This window comes from Streptomyces sp. Je 1-4 4N24 (assembly GCF_026239515.1).
Lineage (GTDB): Bacteria > Actinomycetota > Actinomycetes > Streptomycetales > Streptomycetaceae > Streptomyces > Streptomyces nigrescens.
The window spans coordinates 3018695-3042035 of record NZ_CP110836.1; the positions used below are offsets into that span (position 1 = coordinate 3018695).

General features: G+C 71.4%; 26 protein-coding genes. 14 read left to right on the forward strand and 12 right to left on the reverse strand.

Annotation, left to right across the window (positions count from 1 at the left end; translation table 11 throughout):
- Positions 1-72 precede the first annotated feature (72 nt).
- On the forward strand, positions 73-1038 hold the full coding sequence (locus SLV14N_RS12740; RefSeq protein ID WP_263269369.1) for a D-alanyl-D-alanine carboxypeptidase: 966 nt from the start codon (positions 73-75) through the stop codon (positions 1036-1038).
- A gap of 22 nt (positions 1039-1060) precedes the next feature.
- Here SLV14N_RS12740 and SLV14N_RS12745 read toward each other — a convergent pair whose 3' ends face one another.
- Positions 1061-2020 (reverse strand): LysR family transcriptional regulator, encoded by a 960-nt coding sequence (locus SLV14N_RS12745; protein ID WP_259670263.1) that lies wholly within the window; start codon positions 2018-2020, stop codon positions 1061-1063.
- A 218-nt stretch (positions 2021-2238) separates the two neighbouring features.
- Between SLV14N_RS12745 and snpA the strand changes: the two genes are divergently transcribed.
- Positions 2239-2904, forward strand: coding sequence for a snapalysin (gene snpA, locus SLV14N_RS12750; RefSeq protein WP_208681030.1), 666 nt, complete (start codon positions 2239-2241; stop codon positions 2902-2904).
- Between the two features lie 217 nt (positions 2905-3121).
- Here snpA and crcB read toward each other — a convergent pair whose 3' ends face one another.
- The 4 genes from crcB to SLV14N_RS12770 form a co-directional block, all read right to left on the reverse strand.
- Positions 3122-3496 carry a fluoride efflux transporter CrcB gene (crcB, locus tag SLV14N_RS12755; RefSeq protein WP_263269370.1) on the reverse strand — a complete coding sequence of 125 codons (375 nt, stop codon included), beginning with the start codon at positions 3494-3496 and terminating at the stop codon, positions 3122-3124.
- The gene (locus SLV14N_RS12760) at positions 3493-3879 is read right to left on the reverse strand and encodes a DUF190 domain-containing protein (protein WP_263269371.1); all 387 of its coding nucleotides are present in this window, start codon (positions 3877-3879) and stop codon (positions 3493-3495) included. The genes crcB and SLV14N_RS12760 overlap by 4 nt, the downstream gene beginning before the upstream one ends.
- Positions 3876-4313: a CrcB family protein gene (locus SLV14N_RS12765; protein WP_263269372.1), complete on the reverse strand. Its 438-nt coding sequence runs from the start codon at positions 4311-4313 to the stop codon at positions 3876-3878. The genes SLV14N_RS12760 and SLV14N_RS12765 overlap by 4 nt, the downstream gene beginning before the upstream one ends.
- 194 nt (positions 4314-4507) lie before the next feature.
- A complete protein-coding gene (locus tag SLV14N_RS12770) occupies positions 4508-5233 on the reverse strand; it encodes a phosphotransferase (protein ID WP_317633702.1) in 726 nt (241 codons plus the stop codon).
- A 354-nt stretch (positions 5234-5587) separates the two neighbouring features.
- Between SLV14N_RS12770 and SLV14N_RS12775 the strand changes: the two genes are divergently transcribed.
- A complete protein-coding gene (locus SLV14N_RS12775; protein ID WP_263269374.1) occupies positions 5588-6100 on the forward strand; it encodes an NUDIX hydrolase in 513 nt (170 codons plus the stop codon).
- A gap of 99 nt (positions 6101-6199) precedes the next feature.
- Here the strand turns inward: SLV14N_RS12775 and SLV14N_RS12780 are convergent, their stop codons facing one another.
- The 3 genes from SLV14N_RS12780 to SLV14N_RS12790 form a co-directional block, all read right to left on the reverse strand.
- A complete protein-coding gene (locus SLV14N_RS12780) occupies positions 6200-7285 on the reverse strand; it encodes a magnesium and cobalt transport protein CorA (RefSeq protein ID WP_208687846.1) in 1086 nt (361 codons plus the stop codon).
- 128 nt (positions 7286-7413) lie between these two features.
- Positions 7414-7740, reverse strand: a complete 327-nt coding sequence (locus SLV14N_RS12785; RefSeq protein ID WP_317633734.1) for a crosslink repair DNA glycosylase YcaQ family protein — start codon at positions 7738-7740, stop codon at positions 7414-7416.
- An 18-nt stretch (positions 7741-7758) separates the two neighbouring features.
- Complete coding sequence (locus SLV14N_RS12790; protein WP_263269375.1) at positions 7759-9303, reverse strand: MFS transporter; 1545 nt, start codon at positions 9301-9303, stop codon at positions 7759-7761.
- Positions 9304-9450: 147 nt separating this feature from the next.
- Between SLV14N_RS12790 and SLV14N_RS12795 the strand changes: the two genes are divergently transcribed.
- The 4 genes from SLV14N_RS12795 (at position 9451) to SLV14N_RS12810 (ending at position 14542) form a co-directional block, all read left to right on the forward strand.
- Positions 9451-10443 (forward strand): YafY family protein, encoded by a 993-nt coding sequence (locus SLV14N_RS12795; protein WP_263269376.1) that lies wholly within the window; start codon positions 9451-9453, stop codon positions 10441-10443.
- A gap of 79 nt (positions 10444-10522) precedes the next feature.
- Complete coding sequence (locus SLV14N_RS12800; RefSeq protein WP_263269377.1) at positions 10523-12790, forward strand: cation-translocating P-type ATPase; 2268 nt, start codon at positions 10523-10525, stop codon at positions 12788-12790.
- Between the two features lie 326 nt (positions 12791-13116).
- Complete coding sequence (locus SLV14N_RS12805) at positions 13117-14055, forward strand: beta-ketoacyl-ACP synthase III (RefSeq protein ID WP_208681039.1); 939 nt, start codon at positions 13117-13119, stop codon at positions 14053-14055.
- Positions 14056-14119: 64 nt separating this feature from the next.
- Positions 14120-14542, forward strand: a complete 423-nt coding sequence (locus tag SLV14N_RS12810; protein ID WP_263269378.1) for a VOC family protein — start codon at positions 14120-14122, stop codon at positions 14540-14542.
- Positions 14543-14816: 274 nt separating this feature from the next.
- Here SLV14N_RS12810 and SLV14N_RS12815 read toward each other — a convergent pair whose 3' ends face one another.
- From SLV14N_RS12815 to SLV14N_RS12825, 3 genes are all read right to left on the reverse strand, one after another.
- Complete coding sequence (locus SLV14N_RS12815; RefSeq protein WP_208681041.1) at positions 14817-15050, reverse strand: hypothetical protein; 234 nt, start codon at positions 15048-15050, stop codon at positions 14817-14819.
- 177 nt (positions 15051-15227) lie between these two features.
- The gene (locus SLV14N_RS12820) at positions 15228-16148 is read right to left on the reverse strand and encodes a glutaminase (RefSeq protein WP_263269379.1); all 921 of its coding nucleotides are present in this window, start codon (positions 16146-16148) and stop codon (positions 15228-15230) included.
- A 10-nt stretch (positions 16149-16158) separates the two neighbouring features.
- Positions 16159-16911, reverse strand: coding sequence for a helix-turn-helix domain-containing protein (locus tag SLV14N_RS12825; protein WP_263269380.1), 753 nt, complete (start codon positions 16909-16911; stop codon positions 16159-16161).
- A gap of 79 nt (positions 16912-16990) precedes the next feature.
- On the opposite strand from SLV14N_RS12825, the gene SLV14N_RS12830 reads away from it, so the two are divergent.
- From SLV14N_RS12830 to SLV14N_RS12840, 3 genes are all read left to right on the forward strand, one after another.
- Entirely contained in the window at positions 16991-17224 is a 234-nt protein-coding gene (locus SLV14N_RS12830; RefSeq protein WP_127152971.1) for a hypothetical protein, read from the forward strand.
- A 248-nt stretch (positions 17225-17472) separates the two neighbouring features.
- The gene (locus tag SLV14N_RS12835; RefSeq protein WP_263269381.1) at positions 17473-18063 is read left to right on the forward strand and encodes an N-acetylmuramoyl-L-alanine amidase; all 591 of its coding nucleotides are present in this window, start codon (positions 17473-17475) and stop codon (positions 18061-18063) included.
- Between the two features lie 45 nt (positions 18064-18108).
- Positions 18109-19041: a 1-aminocyclopropane-1-carboxylate deaminase/D-cysteine desulfhydrase gene (locus tag SLV14N_RS12840; protein ID WP_208681044.1), complete on the forward strand. Its 933-nt coding sequence runs from the start codon at positions 18109-18111 to the stop codon at positions 19039-19041.
- A gap of 80 nt (positions 19042-19121) precedes the next feature.
- Here the strand turns inward: SLV14N_RS12840 and SLV14N_RS12845 are convergent, their stop codons facing one another.
- Positions 19122-20723, reverse strand: a complete 1602-nt coding sequence (locus SLV14N_RS12845; protein WP_263269382.1) for a Na+/H+ antiporter — start codon at positions 20721-20723, stop codon at positions 19122-19124.
- A 58-nt stretch (positions 20724-20781) separates the two neighbouring features.
- Between SLV14N_RS12845 and SLV14N_RS12850 the strand changes: the two genes are divergently transcribed.
- From SLV14N_RS12850 to SLV14N_RS12865, 4 genes are all read left to right on the forward strand, one after another.
- On the forward strand, positions 20782-21042 hold the full coding sequence (locus SLV14N_RS12850; RefSeq protein ID WP_208681046.1) for a UBP-type zinc finger domain-containing protein: 261 nt from the start codon (positions 20782-20784) through the stop codon (positions 21040-21042).
- A 32-nt stretch (positions 21043-21074) separates the two neighbouring features.
- Entirely contained in the window at positions 21075-21563 is a 489-nt protein-coding gene (locus tag SLV14N_RS12855) for a GNAT family N-acetyltransferase (protein ID WP_263269384.1), read from the forward strand.
- 290 nt (positions 21564-21853) lie between these two features.
- Complete coding sequence (locus SLV14N_RS12860; RefSeq protein ID WP_006603191.1) at positions 21854-22267, forward strand: anti-sigma regulatory factor; 414 nt, start codon at positions 21854-21856, stop codon at positions 22265-22267.
- Between the two features lie 43 nt (positions 22268-22310).
- Positions 22311-23270, forward strand: coding sequence for an RNA polymerase sigma factor SigF (locus tag SLV14N_RS12865; RefSeq protein WP_018089505.1), 960 nt, complete (start codon positions 22311-22313; stop codon positions 23268-23270).
- Positions 23271-23341 lie beyond the last annotated feature (71 nt).

Sequence of the window (23341 nt, forward strand, 5' to 3'; positions counted from 1 at the left end):
CGCCTCGCGACCCTGCTCTCCCTGATGCTCCGCCCATCACTCGCCCCCTCCCTCCCAGACGTCTGGAATCCCGTGCACGAAACCATCACCGGCCCTGCCCGCACCGCGACCTCCGGCACCCGCCGGCGCCACCGCCGCCCCAAGCCGATGACGACGGCCGTCCGCCGCGCCCTCGCCTTCGCCGCGACCGCGCCCGTCGCCGGGGTCATGATGGCCGGACCGTCCGCCTACGCCGCTGAGAACACCGGTGCCGCAAAGCCCTCCTTGTCCACCCCGGACAGCGACAGCGCCATCAAGGCCGACGCCGCACACTCCGACCAGAAGCCCATCGAGAACCCCCACACCCGCATCAACGACTCCCATATGGGCAGCAGCGTCAGCGGCGTGGTCCTGGATCGCGCCGCTGACAGGGTCGTCCGGGGCCACCGTGCCTCCACAGCCCTGCTGCCCGCGTTCCACACGAAGTTGGCCACCGCCGCCCTGACGGTGCTCGGCCCCGAACACCGCTTCACCACAAAGGTCGTCCACGGCAACGGCACCCTCACCCTCATCGGCGGCGACCGGGTCCTGACGGCCGATGACCTCGCCGAACTCGCCAGGACGGCGGCGGCCGGGCTCAAGTCCGCGGGCGTGACCCACGTCAAGGTCCGCGTGGACGACAGCCTCTTCCCCGAACCGACGCTCGCCCACAGATGGAAAGAGGGCTACCGCCTCAACACCGTCGCCCCCGTCCGCGCCCTGGCGGTCGACGGACACAGTGTCGCCGACGCCTCGCTCGACGCCGGAAAGGTCTTCGCCGGGCAGCTCGCCGCGGAGGGCATCGCCGTCGAGGGCGAGGTGACCCGCGGCCGTGCGGAGAGCACCGACGTGCCCGTGGCCGGCCACCGATCCCCACGGCTCGCCGACCTCGTCCACCGCATGCTGAAGACCGGTGACAACCACATCGCCGAGACATTGCTGCGCATGACCGCTGTCGGTGCCGGCCGGCCGGCCACCTTCGACGACGGAACGGCGGTCGTCCGCCAGGCGGGAGTGTGACGCCCCCTAGCTCCCCAGCTCCCTAGCTCCCTACGGGCAGCGGTCCGTCATGGCGTACCAGCCACGCCCGGTATGCCTCGCTCGCCCAGGCGATCTCCATGTACGAGGCGGTCAGGTCGGCGAACAGGTCATCCGCTGAGGCGGCGGAGGTGTCGTCCTGACGGCAGGCCATGAACAGGCGGACGGCCAGCGGATCGCCGTACAGGGGGCGGATCGCCATGCCGTGGCGGGAGCGGGCGGTCGGCTGGCAGGGGGTGACCACCTCACCGGCCGTGACGAGGTCCACCGTGGTGAGGTAGTCGCCGTGCACGACCCGGGGGTTGATTCCGGCCGCGGCCCAGATGCGGCGCAGTCCGGCCCATTCGCCGTCCACGGCCGGGTCGACCATCCACTGGTCGTCGGCGAGGTCCGCCACCCGGATGACCTCCCGGGCGGCCGCTGGGTGGGTGTCCGCCAGGGCGATGAACTGCGGTTCCCGGGCGATGAGTTCGTGTTCGGCAAGGCCGTCGGGGACCCGCAGGGGCGCCCCCTCGACCTCGTGGACGAAGGCGGCGTCGAGCTGTCCCATCGCGACCATGTGCAGCAGGGCATTGGCGGACACATCGGTTCTTATCGTGGTGTCCGTCTCCGGCAGCCGTACCCGTAGCCGGCGCAGCCAGCCGGCGACGGCGGGGCTGTTGGTGCTGCCGATGTGCAGCCGTGCGCCCTGTTCGCGCTGTGAGGTCGAGGCAACCTCGTCAATAAGTGCCCGCATTTCGGCCACTATCGGCCGGGCCCGGCACAGGACCGAATGCCCCAGCGGCGTGGGCCGGCTACCGCTCGGTTCACGGAAGAAGAGCTGGCCACCGAGGGCTTTCTCGATGCGGTGGAGCTGGGTGGTCAGGGAGGGCTGGGTCATGCCGAGTTGCCGGGCAGCCTTGCGTACGCTGCCGGTGTCGGCGATGGCGCACAATGCGCGAAGATGCCTTACCTCAAGCTCCACATCCGGAGCATAACGACGCAGGCACACGTCACACCAGACTCTCAAACCCGTCTGAACTCCCTTTTTTTCTCAGGGTATTGGCTGGTGCTATCGCCACCTAACATCTCCGTCTTCCGGGCGAACTCCGTCCAGACTCAACGGCACCAAGAAATCCGCAGGGCCCCGGTCGCCGCCCCACACGGCGACCGTACGGCCCTCGGAAATTAAGGAGCCCCCACATGAGATCTCCCAAGACGGCGCTGTCGGCGGCGCTCGGACTGGGCCTTGTCGCCGCGCTCGCAGCAGCGGCGCCGGTTTCGGCAGCTTCCCCCTCCCCCACCAACTCCTCCCACAGCAGCGCCGCTTCGATCGCGGCGTACAACGGCTCGGCCGCCGAGAAGGCCGACACCAAGGCGTTCTTCGAGGCCGTGATCAAGTCGGCCAAGGCCAAGATGAAGGCGCACCCGGACGCGGCCTCGGTCACCGTCACCTACGACGCCAGCAAGGCCCCGAAGTTCGCGGACCAGATAGCGCAGAGCACCTCCATCTGGAACGGCGCCGTGCAGAACGTGAAGCTGCAGGAAGGCAGCGGCGGCGACTTCGAGTACCGGGAGGGCAACGACCCGCGCGGCTCGTACGCCAGCACCGACGGTCACGGGAAGGGCTTCGTCTTCCTGGACTACCAGCAGAACCAGGAGTACAACTCCACCCGCGTGACCGCGCACGAGACCGGCCATGTGCTGGGCCTGCCGGACCACTACGAGGGCCCGTGCAGCGAGCTGATGTCCGGCGGCGGCCCCGGCACGTCCTGCCAGAACGCCAACCCGGACGCGAACGAGAGCGCCAAGGTGGACCAGCTCTGGGCCAACGGACTGGCGGGCATCCGCTTCGGCAAGGCCTCCTGACGTACCCGACGGACCCGCTGAAGTAACGAAGTTCGGCGGAGGCCCGCGGACCCGGCCCGGCTGACGGTGGCCGGGTCCGCGAACGGCCTGGGGCTGTCGAGTGCCGGAACCTGGCGGCCGGCCCTCGTACCCCACCAGCCCTCGCCTCTCTGCGCCGCCCATGCGGTGGGGCTCCCCCGGAGCCCCACCGCTTTCGTCTGCCGTCCGGCCGCCCGGGTCAGCCCCACAGCGCCCGGGCGGCGGCCACCCCGGCGAACGCGGCCGCGAGTGTGGCGAGCACGCTCAGCACGACATTGGCGGCGGCCCAGCCACGCGCCCCGTCGGCCGCCAGCCGGAGCGTCTCGTACGAGAAGGTCGAGTAGGTCGTCAGCGCTCCGCACAGGCCGGTGCCGAGCAGCAGTTGGACGTGCGAGGAGGCGGCGCCGGCGGCGACCGCGCCGGTCACCAGGCCGAGGATCAGACTGCCGGCGACATTGACGGTGAACGTCCCCCAGGGGAAGACCGTGTCGTGCCGGCACTGCACATAGCGGTCGGTGAGGAAGCGCAGCGGCGCCCCGACCATCGCCCCGGCCACCACCAGCAGCCAGTTCACCCGCGGCCGCCGTCCTCCGGAGCCGTACCGCCCGTGCGGGGGTAGGTGATCCGCTCGCACGGGTCGAGGGTGACCGTGCCGCCGTCCGTGAGGAGTTCGTCCAGCTGCGGGAGGAAGGAGCGGACCCGCTCCTCGCTGTCGACGAGGACGATCGCGACCGGCAGCTCCTCGCTCAGCGACAGCAGCCGCTGGGTGTGGATCAGGGAGGTGGCGCCGAAACCCTCGATGCCGCGGAAGACGCTGGCACCGGCCAGTCCGGCTTCGCGGGCGCGGTGCACGATCTCCGCGTACAGGGGCTTGTGGTGCCACACGTCCTGTTCGCCGACGAGGACCGTGAGCCGGAGCGCCGGGGTGCCGCCGGGATGTGCCGTGCCGTCTGTCATGCCGTCCGCCGCCTCAGTTCGAGAAGTGCACGTGTGCCGGTCACCGCGCACCGTACGGCCGCGAGCGCGGCGAGTACGGTGCCCGCGAGACAGGCCATGGCCACGGCCGGGTGCCGGGCGTCGATCAGCCGCTGGATGTCCACGGCGTAGGTGGAGAAGGTGGTGAAGCCGCCGAGGATGCCGGTGCCGAGGAACGGACGCACCAGCCGGTGGGCGGGCCAGACCTCAGTGATCATGACCATCAGCACGCCCATCAGCGCACAGCCCACGACGTTCACGGCCAGGGTCGTCCAGGGGAAGGAACCGTTGCCGGTGGGCCAGAGGAGGGCGGCGCCGTAACGGGCCGCGGCACCGATGGCACCCCCCACGGCCACCACGCCGATCACCGGCCACTGCCCTTGCCAGGGCGCCGCCCGGCGGCGTCGCTCGTTCATGTGTCTCCCGAGATCATCGGCGATCTCAGGCTACCGCCGCTCGGCCGCGGGTGCCGCGGCGGGCGGCGGGGCGGGGGGGGCGAGACGGTGGTGTGCCCCAGCTGCCGCTGGGCATCTATGCAGGTCAGACGGTTCTGGGCTCCCGCTCGGCGGGATACGTGATGGCGAGGTGATCCCGCCATCGGTTCGCTCTCTCAGAGCATGCCGTGGAGGGCTGCGCACACTTCGGTGCCAGTCGGCCGCGCCGATGGATCGCGGCTCATCATGCCCTCGATCAGGGGGCCCAACGGCCCCGGTACATTAATCGGGCGATGGGGCTTGTCGACGATGGCTTGCCGCTGGTCCTTGCGTTCGGCGCCGTCCGGGTAGGACACGTGCCTCCAACCGGTGGCGGAGATGAACCACGACGCGCCCAGCGCATACACATCCGCTTCTTGCGTGGGTGCAGCAGTACCAGTTGCCAAGATGCTCTCAGAGATCTCCGGCGCCTCGTAGTGGACCAGGCAGCCTCGATAGCTGAAGTCATAGGACTCGGGGATCTCGCCGCCCTGGGCAAGCGCCAGGTCAATGAGGGCGGTCCTGGTAGGGCCGATGACGAAGTGGTTGGGCTGTACGTCGCCATGCACCCATCCGGCTTCATGCAGAGCGGCCAGCGCGGCGGCGCACGAAAGCGCTTCGGCAAGGTTGGGCTCCCGCGGCTCACTGGGGTGCCGGGAGGGTTCCCACCGTGCAAAGAGGGCTTCGCCGTCCCGCCACGGCTGCATGCTCCACGTCCCCTCCTCCCACTCCCCGAAGCGGACTTCTTCGGTGATGAGCTGACGAAGAATGACCGCCTCTCGGGCAGGGCCCAGCGCCGTCCATTCGTGTGTCCGGCTGCGGTAGCCCAGCTTGATCGCGAATCGGCCGGTGGCAGTCCGCACGTCCCAGACCGTAGAGCCGCGCCGGTTGACAACGAGTCGGCGGCTCAGCGGTCCTACCACGTCTGCGACGTGGGCAGGGAGGTCAAAGGGTCCTTGGCTGGGCATCGTTGTGTCCTCTCAACGGTGGGGGCCGGCCCCGGGAAGAGGCCGGCTCCCACCAGGGCTACTGACCACGAACCCGCCTCTTGGCTCGGTCCGCGTCGTCAACCAGCTTGCCGATCTTCGGCGCATGCTGGACAGTCACCGTGGATACCGGCCTGTACGGGACTTCTTGGCACAGTTCGACGCTTCAGCAAAGACGCGGTTACTCCTCCTGGCCGACATCATGATGCCCCGCAGCGAAGGCACCTCTCCATGACACCCACCCCTGACGAGCCGGACGCCTGGTATGCGTATCTTGCGGAAGGGAATGCCCGGCAAGCCCGCAAGCGCGTCGCTGCCGATGTTCTGTTGAGGAACACGTCTGGCCATTTCCTCTTGGTGAAGCCCACCTACAAACCGGGATGGGATCTGCCCGGCGGAATGGCCGAAGCGAACGAGCCACCGGAACACACAGCTATACGTGAACTCAAGGAAGAGCTGGGGCTGGCCGTCACCCTCCGCGGCTTCCTCGTGGTGGACTGGGTGGCTCCCCATGAGGCATGGGACGACCAGCTTGCGTTCATCTTCGACGGCGGAGTCTTGGCCCAAGAGGTTGTCGACGAACTGCGGCCCCACGATGAGGAGCTTTCGCGGCTGGCCTTCACCTCAAAGGCTGAGGCACTGACGATGCTGCCCCGGCGAATGGTGCCCCGCTTCGTGGCGGCCACAGAGGCGCTGACGCGCGGTATACCCCATTACCTGCACAACGGGTCCGCGCTGCCGTAGGGCTACCGATACGACGTCGGGCAGCGGCCGTCGCTGCCGTGACTTTCCCGACGGCGTAGGGGCGGAGGCGCCCGCCCGAGGCGTCAGGACGTGTTCACCCTAGAGCCACCCGTTCCGCTTGAAGCCGCGGTGGATCACCCAGCAGATGCTCAGTATCACGGTCATCACCAGCGGATAGCCGAATGTCCAGTGCTTTTCCGGCATATGGTCGAAATTCATGCCGTACACACCGCAGACCATGGTCGGTACGGCCAGGATCGCGACCCAGGCACTGATCCGGCGCATGTCCTCGTTCTGGGCGACGGTGACCTGGGCGAGATGGGCCTGCAGTATGGAGTTGAGCAGTTCGTCGAAGGCGGTGATCTGCTCGGTGACCCGGTCGAGGTGGTCGGCGACGTCCCGGAAGTAGGTCGTGATCCGGGAGTCGACCTCGGACATCGGCCGGGTGGCCAGCTCCTGCATCGGCCGGTCCAGGGGGGCCACCGCGCGCTTGAGTTCCAGCAGCTCGCGCTTGAGCTGGTAGATCCGGCCGGCCCCGACGCTGCCGCGCACCGAGAAGACCTCGCTCTCGACGTCGTCGATATCGTCCTGGACGGCGGCCGTGACATCGAGGTAGTCGTCCACGACGAGGTCGGCGACGGCGTGCAGCACGGCGGACGGGCCGAGCGCCAACTGCTCGGGCACGCACTCCAGTTGCTCGCGGAGCGGGCCCAGCGAACCGTGCCCGCCGTGCCGTACCGTGATCACGAAGTCGGTGCCGGTGAAGACCATGATCTCGCCGGTCTCCACGACTTCGCTGGTGTCGGTGAGCCGGTCGTGATCGACATAGCGGACGGTCTTGAAGACGGTGAACAGCGAGTCGTCGTAGTGCTCCAGCTTCGGCCGCTGATGGGCGTGGACCGCGTCCTCGACGGCGAGCGGGTGGAGCCCGAACAGCTCGACGATTCCGGCGAATTCCTTCTCGGAGGGCTCATGCAGCCCGATCCAGACAAATCCACTGCCGGATTTCCGGACCCGGTGGATCGCCACATCGGCCGGGTGGTCGCCCTCCTGCCGCACGCCGTCCACGTACACCGCGCAGTTCACCACGGCGGTACCGAGGGGCGACCGCGCCGGGTGGCTGAGGTCGACTCCCCGGGTGCGCGGCTGCGGCAGCCGGACGGCCTTGCGGAGGTTGCTGATCATCGACACCCGGCCAGTATGGCCCGCGGGAGGCGGTGAACGGTACGGCGAAGCGGCCGTTTTTACGCAGCGGGGCGGAGCGGAAACCCTGGGTTGCGCGGCCCGCTGCGGGGTGCGGCAGGCCGTGCGGGTCAGGCGTACGGCCCCACACTGACCGTGCCGATCGTCAACTCCGTGGTGCCCTGGAGGATTTCGCCGACGCGCTCCACCTGGGCGTCCAGGCCGCGCCGCTGCCGGGCGGTCAGTGGTGTCAGCGGCTCGACCGTGAGCTGAATCATCCGGCGGCCGGAGCGGCGCTGGTGCCAGACACCGGCGACCGTGCCGTCGATCAGCAGCACGGGGAAGTTCCCGGCCTGCCGCCCGGCCAGCGCGCGCTTGAAGGTTCTGTCCGCCATGGCGGGGCTCCTCGGCTCGATGGTGCGTCGGTTCCGGGCGGGGGGCGGGGGCTGCCGCCCCAGAGGCCGGGCGGCTTTCCCTCAGGAGACGAGGACGGGCGGCTGCTCCGCCTCCGCGGGGGCCGTCCGCTCCGGTGCCTCCGGGGCGGACACCCGCCGCGGCATCAGGAACAGCAGACCGAAGATGAGGACCAGACCGCCGGAGATCCACCACAGGGCGTGGGTGGTGGCGTCGATGAAGGCGGGCCCGAGCCCGGCCGCGGCCGCCGCGCCGCCCGGCTCCCCCGTACCGCCGACGACCCCGAAGAAGGCCACCGACGACAGGCCGAGACCGAGCGCCATGCCCAGCTGGCCGGTGGTGTTGAAGATGCCGGAGGCCGAGCCGGAGTGCTCGGCCGGGACCTCGGAGATCGCCGCGTCGGTGATCGGGGCGACGATCAGGCCCATCCCGGCCCCCATCAGCAGCATCGCCGGGGCCATCTGCCAGGACTGCAGGGCGGTGCCGTAGTGCCCGGCCTCCCAGAGGTAGAGCAGCGCACCGGAGAGCATGATCAGCGCGCCGGCCTGCAGCACCGCGCGTCCGAACCGCGGCACCAGCTTCTGTACGGACATCCCGGCCGCGGTGGAGCAGGCGAGCGAGAACGGCACCCCGGTCAGCCCGGCGTGCAACGGGCCCCAGCCCAGCCCCAGTTGCATATGGAGCGTCCAGACCAGGAAGAAGAGGCCGCTGACCACGCCGAAGGTCAGCTGGACGCCGGCGCCCGCCGCGAAGGTCCGCACCGAGAAGAGGGAGAGCTCGACGAGCGGGGAGCCGTCCTTGCGGGCCTTGACCCGCTCGTAGCGGACGAAGAGCGCCAGGACGAGCGGGCTCGCGGCCATCGAGACGAAGCCCCACAGCGGCCAGCCGGACTCGCGTCCCTGGGTGAGCGGGTAGAGCAGCATCAGCAGGCCCACGGTGGCCAGCGCGGTCCCGATGAGGTCGACGCGCAGGGCCCGCGTGGCTTTGGACTCGGTGAGGAAGCGGCGGCCGAGGAGGATGCCGATGATCCCGACCGGCAGATTGATCAGGAAGATCGGGCGCCATTCCAGGCCGAGGAGGTTGCCCTCGGTGAGCAGGGCACCGATCAGCGGGCCGCAGACCGCGCCGAGACCGATCACCGCGCCGAACATCCCGAAGACCTTGCCGCGTTCGCCCGCCGGGAAGCTGACGTGGATGATCGCCAGCACCTGCGGCACCATCAGCGCGGCCATCGCGCCCTGCAACACCCGCGCGCCGACCAGCATCCCGGGGTCCGTCGCGACACCGCACAGCGCGGAGGCGACGGTGAAGCCGCCCATGCCGAGCAGGAAGAGCTTCTTGCGGCCGTAGATGTCGCCGAGCCGGCCGCCGGTGATCAGGCCGAGGGCGAAGGCGAGGGCGTAGCCGGCGGTGACCCACTGCACGGCGCTGAAGCCCGCGCCGGTGTCCCGCTGGATGCTCGGGATGGCGATATTGACGATGGTCGCGTCGACCAGGTCCATGAAGCTCGCGGTCAGCAGGACGGCGAGCGCGATCCAGCGTCTGCGGCCGGCCGCCGCGGGGGCCGGATCGGCCGCCTCGTGGGCCGCGGGCACGGTCGTGGTCATGGGTGTTCTCCAGGGGAACCGGTGCGGAAGGGAGCGGAAGATGACGCCGGGGCCGCCGGGCGGTGGCCGGCCGTGGCGTCGAGGTCTTCGACATTAGGCCCGCTGTAGGACAGCTCCGGTCCTACTCGGAGCGCCATCATCGATCCCATGAGTGAGACATCGGCGCGACTGCTGAATCTGCTGTCCCTGCTGCAGACCCCGCGCGAATGGCCCGGCAGTGAGCTGGCCGGGCGGCTGGGGGTCACCACCCGGACGATCCGCCGCGACATCGACCGGCTGCGCGAGCTGGGCTACCCCGTGCACGCCACGATGGGCGCGGAGGGCGGCTACCGGCTGGCCGCGGGGGCCGCGATGCCGCCGCTGCTGCTGGACGACGACGAGGCGGTGGCCATCGCGGTCGGTCTGCGCTCGGCCGCCGGGCACACCGTCGAGGGCATCGAGGAGGCCTCCGTACGGGCTCTCGCCAAGCTGGAGCAGGTGCTGCCGTCCCGGCTGCGGCGGCGGGTGGGCACGCTCGGCACCGCCACCGTGTCCCTGCCGTCCGGCGACCACCCGACCGTCGACCCGGAGCATCTGACGGTGCTCGCCGCGGCGATCACCAACCAGGAGCGGCTGCGCTTCCGCTACCGGGCCGGTGCCGGCGCCCACAGCAAGCGGCTGGTGGAGCCGCACCGCCTGGTCGCGTCGGGGCGCCGCTGGTATCTCGTGGCGTACGACAACGACCGCGAGGACTGGCGGATCTTCCGGGTGGACCGGCTGAGCGAGCCGTTCCCCACCGGGGTCCGGACCCCGCCGCGCACCCTGCCGGCCGCCGACGCGGGCGCCTACGTCCGGGAGCGGATGCAGGGGAGGGCCACGACCCACCGGGTGGTGGCGACCGTGTACGCACCGGCCGCTGAGGTGGCCGCCAAGCTGGGCGGACCGGCGGCGGGCGAGGTCGAACCGGTCGACGAGGCGTCCTGCCGCTGGCACAGCACCCCCGATGCGCTGGAGTGGCTGGCGGTCCGGCTGGCGCTGCTGGGGCACGAGTTCACCGTGCACGAACCGCCGGAGCTGGCCGCGTATCTGCGGGCGATGGGCGGCCGGGTGAACCGGGCGGCGGGGGCGGCAGCGAGCGAGGAAGAGGGCGCGGCGCCGTGACGCCCCTCGCGGGGAATACCCTAGGGGGGTATAAGGTTCTCCTTGGAGACACGCACTCGCAGCAGACCGAGGAGCAGGTATGACCACCGCGATCGGAGCGCACGGCGTCGAGTTGGAGATCGGCGGGATGACCTGCGCCTCGTGCGCCGCCCGCATCGAGAAGAAGCTCAACCGCATGGAGGGGGTCACCGCCACCGTCAACTACGCCACCGAGAAGGCGAAGGTGACGGTCGCGGAGGGCAGCGGCGTCGCGGCCGCGGACCTGATCGCCACCGTGGAGAAGACCGGCTACACCGCGACGGTCCCGGAGCCGCCCGCCGCCGAGCCTCCGGCCGGCGACGCCGGGGGTCCTGCGGACGACCGGGACGGCGAGGCGCACACCGCGCTCCGGCAGCGCCTGCTGGTCTCCCTCGCCCTCACCGTCCCGGTGGTGCTGATGGCGATGGTGCCTCCGCTGCAGTTCACCAACTGGCAGTGGCTCTCACTGACCCTGGCCGCCCCGGTGGTCGCGTACGGCGCCTGGCCGTTCCACCGGGCCGCCTGGACGAATCTGCGGCACGGCGCCGCCACGATGGACACCCTCATCTCGATGGGCACCCTCGCGGCGCTGGGCTGGTCGCTGTGGGCGCTGTTCTTCGGCACCGCGGGCATGCCGGGGATGACCCACCCCTTCGAGCTGACCCTGGCCCGCACCGACGGCAGCGGCGCCATCTACCTGGAGGCCGCGGCCGGGGTCACCACCTTCATCCTGGCCGGCCGCTCCTTCGAGGCGCGCGCGAAGCGGAAGGCGGGCGCGGCGCTGCGGGCGCTGCTGGAGCTGGGCGCCAAGGACGTCGCGGTGCTGCGGGACGGCCGCGAAGTCCGTATCCCCGTCGGCGCGTTGCGCGTCGGGGACCGCTTCGTCGTACGGCCCGGCGAGAAGATCGCCACCGACGGAAAGGTGGTGGAGGGCGCCTCCGCGGTGGACGCCTCGATGCTCACCGGCGAGTCCGTCCCCGTCGAGGTCTCCCCCGGCGACACCGTCACCGGCGCCACCGTCAACGCGGGCGGCCGGCTGGTCGTCGAGGCCACCCGGGTCGGCGCGGACACCCAGCTCGCCCGGATGGCGCGGCTGGTCGAGGACGCCCAGAACGGGAAGGCCGCGGCGCAGCGGCTGGCCGACCGGATCTCCGCGGTCTTCGTCCCGCTCGTGATCGCGCTCGCCCTGGGCACCCTCGGCTACTGGCTCGGCACCGGCCACGGGGCGGTGGCCGCCTTCACCGCGGCCGTCGCCGTCCTGATCATCGCCTGCCCGTGCGCCCTGGGGCTGGCCACTCCGACCGCGCTGATGGTCGGTACCGGACGCGGCGCCCAGCTCGGCATCCTGCTCAAGGGGCCGGAGGTGCTGGAGTCGACCCGGCGGGTGGACACCGTCGTCCTGGACAAGACCGGCACGGTCACCACCGGAGTGATGACGCTGACCGAGGTCCACCTCGCCGAGGGGGTGTCGGAACCGGAGGTGCTGCGGCTGGCCGGCGCGCTGGAACACGCCTCGGAGCACCCCATCGCCCGCGCCGTCGCCACCGGGGCCGAGTCCCGTGGCGCCACCCTGCCGGCTCCGGAGGACTTCGTGAACGTCCCGGGCCTGGGCGTCCGGGGAGTGGTCGAGGGCCGTACCGTCCTCGTGGGCCGCGAGCAGCTGCTGAACCGGTGGAACCAGTCCCTGCCGCCCGAGCTGGCGGCCGCCAAGGCCGCGGCCGAGGCCCGGGGCCGTACCGCCGTCACCGTCGGCTGGGACGGCGCGGCCCGCGCGGTCCTGGTCGTGTCCGACGCGGTCAAGCCCACCAGCGCCGAGGCGGTGCGCCGGCTGCGCGCCCTGGGGCTGACCCCGGTCCTGCTGACCGGCGACCACGAGGCCGTCGCGAGGGCGGTGGCCGCCGAGGTCGGTATCGACGAGGTGATCGCCGAGGTGCTCCCCGAGGACAAGGTCGCGGTCGTCGCCCGGCTGCAGTCCGAGGGCCGCTCGGTCGCCATGGTCGGCGACGGCGTCAACGACGCGGCCGCGCTGTCCCGCGCAGACCTGGGGCTGGCGATGGGCACAGGCACCGACGCCGCCATCGAGGCCGGTGACCTCACCCTCGTACGGGGCGATCTGCGCACCGCGGCGGACGCCATCCGGCTGGCCCGTGCGACGCTCGGCACCATCCGGACCAATCTGTTCTGGGCGTTCGGCTACAACGTCGCGGCGCTGCCGCTGGCCGCTGCCGGACTGCTCAACCCGATGATCGCCGGTGCCGCGATGGCCTTCTCCTCGGTCTTCGTCGTGGGCAACAGTCTGCGGCTGCGGCGCTTCCGGGCACTGCCGTAACGGGGAGTGTCCGGGGGATGCCCCAACGGGAGCATCCGGACACCGGACGGCCGCCGGGACGCGCCCGCGGGCGGAGCAATACCCGTGCGACGGCCCGGCTCTGCCGTTGGATCGGGCGGGCTGCTGCCCCCGCGCGGGCCGTCCCGCCGCCCGCGGGCGCCCCCTCGGCGGGGCCGCCCGCGGGCCCGGCACAGGGGCCGGTCACCCCCGGTTCTGACAACTGTCTCCAGTTCTGGCGACCGAACCTTGGCAGTTCACGCAGCCGCCGGGCGGCACCGAGGGGTGAGACTGGTGGGCATACCGCCCATCCACGTACAGGGGAACTCATGACCGGGTCACGCATCCTGGCCCTCGGCCATTACCAGCCCTCCCGCGTGCTCACCAACGACGACCTCGCCAAGATCGTCGACACCGACGACGCCTGGATCCGCAGCCGCGTCGGCATCCGTACCCGCCATGTCGCCGCCCCTGACGAGACCGTGGACTCGATGGCGGCCGCCGCCGCGGCCAAGGCCCTCGCCGCCAGTGGCCTGGCCCCGCAGGACATCGACCTGGTGCTGGTCGCCACCTGCACGGCCCACGACCGCAGCCCGAACGCCGCGGCCCGGGTCGCCGCCCGGCTCGGCCTGGACGCGCCCGCCACGATGGACCTCAACGTCGTCTGCTCCGGCTTCACCCATGCGCTCGCCACCGCCGACCACGCCATCCGGGCCGGTTCCGCGACCCACGCACTGGTCATCGGGGCGGAGAAGTTCACCGACGTCGTCGACTGGACGGACCGCTCGACCTGTGTGCTGGTCGGCGACGGGGCGGGCGCCGCGGTGGTCGGTGCCGCGCCGGAGCCGGGAATCGGTCCGGTGCTGTGGGGCTCGGTGCCGCAGATGGGCGGTGCGGTACGCATCGAGGGCGAGCCGGCCCGGTTCGCCCAGGAGGGCCAGACCGTCTACCGCTGGGCCACGACCCAGCTGCCGGCCATCGCCCGCAAGGTGTGCGAACGCTCCGGGATCACCCCCGCCGACCTCGCCGGTGTGGTGCTGCACCAGGCCAATCTGCGGATCATCGAGCCGGTCGCGGAGCGGATCGGGGCGGTCAACGCGGTGGTCGCCAAGGACGTCGTCGACTCCGGGAACACCTCCGCGGCCTCCGTCCCGCTCGCCCTGTCCAAGCTGGTCGAGCGGCGCGAGATCGCCTCCGGGGCCCCGGTGCTGCTGTTCGCCTTCGGCGGCAACCTCTCGTACGCGGGGCAGGTCATCCACTGCCCGTGAGCCGGGCCGGGCCGGTGTCCGATTCGTTCAAGACCCGGCCCCGCGGGCTGCCTACGCTCGCCGTATGACCACTTCTCCCTCCCCCACCACACCCTCCGCACCGCGGTTCGCGGCCCTCGGCATGGTCGTCGCCGACATGGCCGCCGCCCTCGCCTTCTACCGCCGCCTCGGCCTGGACATCCCCGCCGACGCGGACACCGCCCCGCACGCCGAGGCGCCGCTCCCCGGCGGGCTGCGGCTGATGTGGGACACCCACGAGACCGCGCGGGCCATCGACCCGGACTGGACCCCGCCCCAGGGCGGCACCCCCACGGGGCTGGCCTTCGAGTGCACCGGTCCCGCCGAGGTCGACAAGCTCTACGCCGAGCTCACCGACGCCGGCTACACGGGCGAGAAGCCGCCGTGGGACGCGTTCTGGGGACAGCGCTACGCCGTCGTACAGGACCCGGACGGCCATGGGGTCGATCTGTTCGCTCCGCTCCCCTAGGCCCTGTCGTCAAACTCCCGTCGTCTGCCCGAAGGGCAGGCCCCGCGGCGTCTGGTGCGTGCGATCGCAAGGCGGAGGGTCTCCCCGGTACTGGGTGTACCGGGGAGACCCCGACAACGCGGATGGGGGTCCCCCCGCGCCGTTCAGGCGTGGGGGAGTGCGTGCCAGGCGCCGCGGGGCAGACGGGAGTTTGACGACAGGGCCTAGGAGGACACACCCCGTAGGAGCAGCGGCCGGGGGAGCCAGGAGCAGCGGCGGGCCGGGACGCGCCCGGCTAGCCGATGTCGCCGGGGTGCTCGCGCAGGTACAGCGCGCCGCAGGTGTGACAGAACGGCTCGCCCTTGGGCGTGCCCCAGACCTCGGCCGTCTGGGTGGCGGCGGCCGGGGCCAGATCCCGTCCGCACATCGCCGTGGTGCCGTCCAGCCGCACCATGTGCCAGATCTTCACCGGCGTGTCCGCATGCGGCAGAACGCCTTCCTCGTACTCAGCGCGCATCTCGTGCTCCATGGCGGTGCACCTCCTACGCCCACGATGCGCCAGCGGTTCGGAGGCCACAACGGCAACGGCAGGCGGGGCGCCGGGCCCCCGCGGCCCCCGTCAGAACACCGACCACCCCGTCAGCGTCGTACTGCACTCCCCGGGGACAACCCCCGAACCCCCGGCCGGAAACCCCCACAGCCCCCGTCAGAACACCGACCACCCCGTCAGCGTCGTGAAGTGGTCCAGGGCCGCGGCGCCGGCCACGGAGTTGCCGCGGGCGTCGAGTCCCGGGCTCCAAACGCATAGCGTGCAGCGGCCGGGGATGACGGCGATGATGCCGCCGCCGACCCCGCTCTTCGCGGGCAGCCCGACGCGGTAGGCGAACTCCCCCGCCGCGTCATACGTCCCGCAGGTCAGCATCACCGCATTGATCCGCTTGGCCTCGCGGGCCTCCAGCAGCCTGCTGCCGTCGGCGCGCAGCCCGTGGCGGGCCAGGAAACCACCCGCCGCGGCCAGATCCCGGCAGCTCATCTCGATCGAGCACTGCCAGAAGTAGTGCTCGATGACGCTGGGGACGGGGTTCTCCAGGTTGCCGAAGGACGCCATGAAGTGCGCCAGGGCGGCATTGCGGTCGCCGTGTTCGGCCTCGGAGTCGGCCACCGCCTGGTCGAAGGCGAGATCCGGGTTGCCGCTCTCCTCCCGCAGGAAGTGCAGCATCGAGGTGCTGGCATCGCCGGTGAGGGTCTGCAGCCGGTCGGTGACCACCAGCGCGCCCGCATTGATGAACGGGTTGCGCGGGATGCCGTTCTCCGCCTCCAGCTGGACCAGCGAGTTGAACGGCGTACCGGACGGCTCGCGGCCCACCCGCCGCCAGATGTTGTCGTGGCCGTCATGGCTCTGGGCCATCACCAGCGCCAGCGAGAAGGCCTTCGAGATGGACTGGACGGAGAACGGGATCTCCCAGTCGCCGACCCCGTACACCTCGCCGTGGATATCGGCCACCGCGATCCCGAAACGGTCCGCGGACACCCGCTCGAGCGCCGGTATGTAGTCGGCGACCCGCCCCTGTCGCACGAACGGCCTGGCGTGGGCCGCTACCTCCTCGAGAACGGCCTGGTAGTCCATGACGGACACGCTAACCCGGGGCGAGCAGCACCCCCATCGGGGCCCCCGCCAGCAACTTCACCTCGCGTGCGAGGTGCGCCTGGTCCGCGTACCCGGCGTGCGCCGCGACCTGTGCGTAGGGCATCCCCGAGCGCGCCAGGTCGAGCGCGCGCACAAGCCGGAGCACCCGGGCCAGGGTCTTGGGGCCGTAGCCGAACGCGTCCAGGCTGAGCCGGTGCAGCTGGCGTTCGCCGAGCGCGACGGCGCGGGCGACCTCGGCGACGGGCCGGCCGCGGGCGAGGCCCGCGGCGACGGCGGCGGTCCGGCCGTCCTCCCCGGTGCCTTCCCGGAGACGGGCAGCGGCGGTCTCCTCCAGAAGGCGGCCGACACCGGCCGCGCTGCCCGGCGCCCCGGCGGCGGCCAGCCGCTCGGTCAGCTCCCGTACCCGGCCGGCGGGCCACAGGTCCGCCAACGGCACCCGCCGGTCGCGCAGTTCCCTGGCCGGTACGCCGAAGACGGCGGGCCCCTGGCCGGGCGCGAAGCGCAGCCCGACAAGGGCCGTACCGGGCGGCATGCCCTCCACGGACTGCGGCCCGGTGTCCGGGCCCGCCACCAGGAGCTGGCCCCCGCTCCAGATCAGATCCGTACACCCGTCGGGCAGCACGGGCCGGGCCGGGGGCTGCAGGGTGCGGGTCCACAGCACCGCCCCGGCCACCCGGGAGGCACGCTCCCGGTACCCGCCGGATACGCCGGGTGGCCCCTTCGTGTCGCGCGATTCGCCCACATGCTCCAGCCTGGCACGGGAACCCCACGGCCGTCCGCGCCGTTGATCCCTTACGACACGGACCTCACGGAGGTGGCACATGTCAGGGTTTCTCGACCGCGCCAAGGAACAGGCACGGCAGGGGCTTGCACAGGGCAAGCAGAAGGTCGACGAGGTGCAGCAGAACCGCGCCGGCAGCGAACTGCTGAGAAAGCTGGGTGCCGCGTACTTCGCCGAGCGGCGGGGCAGCGGATCGCCCGAGGCGACCCAGGACGCGCTCAACACACTGGAGGCGCACGTCAACGCCCACGGGGACGCGTTCCTGCACGACTAGGACGCCCTTCCGGAGTATGGCGGGCAGGGCAGGCCCTGCGCGGACCGCCGCGGTCCCCCGGTGCGCGTCGCGCGCGACACCGGGGCCGCCGGGCCGCCGCCGCCTTGACGAGCGGCCGAAACCGCTCGCACATTCCCCGAACGGCTGGTCCGCTTTATGCCGTTCGGTTCCCTCCGTCCGGCCCCGTCCCGTACAAGCGAGACATGAGGCGGCCGACGGGTGGCCGCCGTGTCCGTTCGGAGTGGGCCATGTCCGCACCACTGTCCGCCGCCCGGTTCCGCCAGGCGCTCACCGCTGACGGGCTCCGGGTCGCGGAGATCGACGGCTGGGAGACGCACAACCGCAACGAGAAGGGGCCGTGGGGCCCGGTGCACGGGGTGATGGTGCACCACACCGCCACCTCCGGCGCCGAGAGCACCGTCCGGCTCTGCCACGACGGCCGCCCCGATCTGCCGGGCCCGCTGTGCCACGGTGTGATCACCAAGGACGGCACCGTGCATCTGGTCGGCTACGGCCGCGCACATCACGCGGGCCTCGGCGACGGCGACGTCCTGCGCGCGGTGATCGCCGAGAAGCGGCTGCCACCGGACAACGAGGCCGACACCGACGGCAACCGCGCCTTCTACGGCTTCGAGTGCGAGAACCGCGGCAACGGCACCGACGACTGGCCGCCGGCCCAGCTGGACGCCCTGGAGAAGGCCGCGGCCGCGCTGTGCCGGGCGCACGGCTGGACCGGACGCTCGGTGATCGGGCATCTGGAGTGGCAGCCGGGCAAGGTCGATCCGCGCGGCTTCCCGATGGACTGGCTGCGCGACCGGATCACCGCCCGTCTGAAGTGAGCGGCGCGGGAACGGCACGGGCCCGCTCCCCCGGCACCCGGGACAATGGACCACGTGACCAGCACCGCCCCCGGCCCGCCGCCGGACCCGCGCACCCTGCGCCCGCGCCTGCCCTCCCCCGTCCAGGAGGTCGAGGAAGCGCCGTTCACCCGCCGCGGGGTACGGCTGCTGCTGAAGCGGGACGATCTGATCCACCCGGAGCTTCCGGGCAACAAATGGCGCAAGCTGGCGCCGAATCTGCGGGCCGCGGCAGCGGCGGGTGAGCGTGCGCTGCTGACCTTCGGCGGCGCCTACTCCAACCATCTGCGGGCCACCGCCGCGGCCGGCCGGCTGCTCGGCTTCGCCACCATCGGCGTGGTCCGCGGCGACGAACTGGCCGACGCCCCGCTCAACTGGTCGCTGGCCCGCTGCGCCGCCGACGGGATGCGGCTGCACTTCATCGACCGGGCCCGCTACCGCCGGAGGGCCGACCCGGAGGTGCTCGCCGAGCTGCACGACCGCTTCGGCGCCTTCCGCCTCATACCGGAGGGCGGCAGCAACGCCCTTGCCGCACAGGGCTGTACGGAGCTGGGCCGGGAGCTGCACGGGGCCGCGGACACGGTCGCGGTGGCCTGCGGAACGGGCGGCACCCTCGCCGGACTCGCCGCGGGGCTGGGTCCGGGACAGCGCGCCCTGGGCTTCCCCGTACTGAAGGGCGGCCGGCCGCACTTCCTCCAGGAGACGGTCGAGGAGCTGCAGCGCGCGGCGTTCGGCGGACCGCGCGGCGACTGGCGGCTGGAGGACCGCTTCCACTGCGGCGGATACGCCCGCCGCACCCCGGAACTCGACGCCTTCGCGGCGGCCTTCGAGGACCGGCACCAGCTGCCGCTGGAGCGGATCTATGTCGCCAAGCTGCTGTACGGGCTGACGACGCTGGCCGAGGAGGGCGCCTTCGCCCCCGGCAGCACCGTGGCCGCAGTGATCACCGGGACCCCCTGAGCCGGGCCGCCTCCGCCGACCGCGGCCCCTGACCTGCCCCGGCCCGCCTCGCCCGTCACCGACGTCCCGGGACAGCACACCTAGACGGCGCTCTCCCGGTAAGCCGTCGCCTCCTCCAGGTCCAGCCTGCGCAGCAGCGTCCGCAGCATCTCGTCGTCGATCCGCCGGGCGTCCCGCAGCTGGACGAACACGCTGCGCTCGGCGTCGATCATCTCCCGGGCCAGCCGCCGGTAGGTCTCGTCGGCGGACTCCCCGGTGATCTCGTTGGCCGCGCCGAGCCGCTCCCACACGGAGTTGCGGCGGCGCTCCATGACGCTGCGCAACCGGTCGACGAGGGGCCCGGGCAGGGCGTTGCGCGGGTCCTGGAGGAGCTCGTCCAGGCGCTCCTCGGCGGCCCGCGAGGCCTCGTTCTGCGCCTGCGCCTCGGCGAGCGTCTCGGCCTGGGTGTCCCGGCCGGGCAGCTTCAGCGCGCGGATCAGCGCCGGCAGTGTCAGCCCCTGGATGACGAGGGTGGCGATGACGGTGGTGAAGGTCAGGAAGAGCACGAGGTTGCGCGCCGGGAAGGAGCCGTCGCCGTGCAGTGCGGAGGGGATGGAGAACGCGATGGCCAGCGACACCACCCCGCGCATCCCGGCCCAGCCGACGATGACCGGTGCGGTCCAGTTCGTGTCCGGCTCGCGGGTACGGATCCGGGCCGACAGCATGCGCGGCAGATAGGTCGCGGGAAAGACCCACACGAACCGCGACAGGACCACGACGACGAACATCACGGCCGCGTACCAGAGGGCCTGCGCCGCGCCGAATTCCCCCAGCCCGCGCACCACGACCGGCAGCTGCAGCCCGATCAGCGCGAAGACCGCGGACTCCAGGATGAAGGAGACCATTTTCCACACGGCGTCCTCCTGGAGCCGGGTCTCGAAGTCGACCTGCCAGGAGCGGTGCCCCAGATAGAGGGCGACCACGACGACGGCGAGCACCCCGGAGGCGTGGAGCTGCTCGGCGGCCGCGTAGGCGACGAACGGGATGAGCAGCGAGAGGGTGTTCTCCAGCAGCGCCGACTCGCGCAGCCGGACGCGCAGCCAGTGCAGCGGCACCATCAGGACGAGGCCGATCCCGATACCGCCCACGGATGCGAGGGCGAACTGTTTGACCCCGTCGCCCCAGGTGGCGCCGGCCCCGATCGCCGCGGCCACCAGGACCTTGTACACGGTGATCGCGGTGGCGTCGTTGAACAGCGATTCGCCCTGCAGGATCGTGGTGATCCGGTGCGGCAGCCCCAGTTTGCGGGCGATGGCGGTGGCCGCGACGGCGTCCGGCGGGGCGACGACGGCCCCCAGCACGAGGGCGGCGGTCAGCGGCAGCCCCGGGATGACGAGGTAGGCCGCATAGCCGACCACGAACGTCGCGAACAGCACATAGCCGACCGACAGCAGCGCCACCGGCCGCACATTGGCCCGCAGCCCCAGATACGAGCTGTCCAGCGCCGCGGTGTGCAGCAGAGGCGGCAGCACCAGCGGCAGCACGATGTGCGGATCGAGGGTGTAGTCCGGGATACCGGGGATGTAGGAGGCCGCGAGCCCCACGGTGACCAGGAGCAGCGGCGCGGGGACCGGCGTACGGCGCGCCAGGCCGGCGACCGCCGCGCTCCCCGCGACCAGCAAAAACAGCGGCATGACAGCCATCGGCCCGTCCCGTCCCCGTACCCTTCACCGACCATCCCGGCGATCTAACCTGGCCATCATGAGCGAGTGCACGCACGTTGCCGAACTGCCGCGCCCCGAGCCGGTCCCGCAGAGCGCCACCTGCCTGGAGTGCCTGGCCGCCGGCAGCCACCCCGTCCAACTGCGGCTGTGCCTGGCCTGCGGCCATGTCGGCTGCTGCGACTCCTCGCCGTTCCGGCATGCGACCAGGCACTTCGAGGAGACCGGCCACCCCGTGATGCGGTCGCACGAACCGGGGGCCTCCTGGCGCTGGTGCTTCACCGACCAGAAACTGGTGTGAAGCGATCAGCGGTGTCCGTTTAACCTTCACCCATGATCCGCGAAGCGACCCCCGAGGATGTCCCGGTCATCCTCGCCATGATCGGCGAGCTGGCCGCGTACGAGCGCGCCCCCGAGGCCGCGCAGGCCACCGAGCCGCAGCTCAAGAAGGCCCTCTTCGGACCGCAGCCGGCCGCCTTCGCACTGATCGCGGAGGCCGGTGACGCCCCGGTGGGCTTTGCCCTGTGGTTCCGGAACTTCTCGACGTGGACGGGCACGCAGGGTGTCTATCTGGAGGATCTGTACGTCCGCCCCGAGGCGCGCGGCGACGGCCACGGCAAGGCACTGCTCGCGGCCCTCGCGGAGATCTGCGTGGAACGTGGCTATGAACGTTTCGAGTGGTCAGTCCTGGATTGGAATGAACCGTCCATCGGTTTTTACCGGTCGATCGGCGCTCAGCCCATGGACGAATGGACGGTCTTCCGGCTCACTGGAAAGGCACTGCACGACCTTGCGGACACCTCACGGGCCAACGGAGCGTAATCGACATCGATTTGACAGTGCACACCCCTAGCCACTGTCCGTACCCGTGGCTTTACAATCAGTAACAGAGAGGGTGTGGGGCGACCACGGGCCGTCGCCGTCCGGAGGGCAGTCGTGCTCCTTCCGGGCGACACCGGCCCACAGATCGCGATAGCGTCACAGCCGAACCATGTGTCGTGCCGAATCGTTCTCCTTTCGTCCGAGAGGAGAAAAGTCCGGCGCGAATATCCCGAACAACGCGAATATCGCGCATTCCAGCTCAACCAGCTTGTGCCACCTTGGAGGTGAGGGTGTCCCAGATCGCAGGCGAGCCCGGGACTCAGGACTTCGTGGAAGTCCGTCTGCCCGCTGCGGGTGCCTACCTGTCTGTGCTGCGTACGGCCACGGCCGGGCTCGCAGCCCGCTTGGACTTCACCCTCGACGAGATCGAGGATCTGCGCATCGCGGTCGATGAGGCCTGCGCGATCCTCCTGCAACAGGCCGTCCCCGGCAGTGTGCTGAGCTGCGTCTTCCGTCTCATCGACGACGCACTGCAGGTCACCGTGTCGGCTCCGACGACCGACGGCCGCGCCCCGGAGCGCGACACCTTCGCCTGGACGGTGCTCTCCGCACTGGCCGGCAAGGTCGATTCCACCGTCGCCGAGGATCAAACGGTCACCATCAGTCTGTACAAGGAGCGCGGCGCCGGTCCCGGACCGTCATGACCGAACAGGGGGCCCCGTGAAAGATCTCGAACGCGGCGGGAGGATGGCGTCCAGTGCGACCATCCCCGAGCAGCAGGCCCGGCCGCATCCGGTGGGCGTAGACGACCACGGCGGCCGGTTGGATGCGGCGGAGCAGGCAGAGCGGGCGGACCACATGGAGCAGAGCGAGCAGCCGGGGCAGCAGGCGCATCAGCACGATGCGCCGGCCCCCGACGACAAGCTGCAGGAACAACAGCATTCCCCGGAGCCGCAGGACCGCAGCGGCGCCCGGGCGATGTTCTACGAGCTGCGCAAGCTGCCCGACGGCTCCCCGGAGCGTGCCGAGCTGCGCAACACCCTGGTTCGTATGCACCTCCCCCTCGTCGAGCATCTGGCCCGGCGGTTCCGTAACCGCGGCGAGCCGCTGGACGATCTGACCCAGGTCGCCACCATCGGCCTGATCAAGTCCGTCGACCGCTTCGACCCGGAGCGCGGCGTGGAGTTCTCCACGTACGCCACCCCCACCGTCGTCGGCGAGATCAAGCGGCACTTCCGCGACAAGGGCTGGGCGGTCCGCGTCCCGCGTCGCCTCCAGGAGCTGCGGCTGTCGCTGACCACCGCGACCGCCGAGCTGTCCCAGCGGCACGGGCGGGCGCCCACGGTCCATGAGCTGGCCGAGCATCTGGCGATCTCCGAGGAGGAGGTCCTGGAGGGCCTGGAGTCCGCCAACGCCTACAGCACCCTCTCGCTCGACGTCCCGGACACGGACGACGAGTCCCCGGCCGTCGCCGACACCCTCGGCGCCGAGGACGAGGCGCTGGAAGGGGTGGAGTACCGCGAGTCCCTCAAGCCGCTGCTGGAGGATCTCCCGCCGCGTGAGAAGAAGATCCTGCTGCTGCGCTTCTTCGGCAACATGACCCAGTCGCAGATCGCCCAGGAGGTCGGCATCTCCCAGATGCATGTCTCCCGCCTGCTGGCCCGCACCCTCGCCCAGCTCCGCGACAAGCTGCTCGTCGAGGAGTGAACGGCGCTTAAGCGAGATGGGCGGGGCCTTCGAAGGCCCCGCCCACCGTGCGTTCCAGGGGCCCGAAGGAC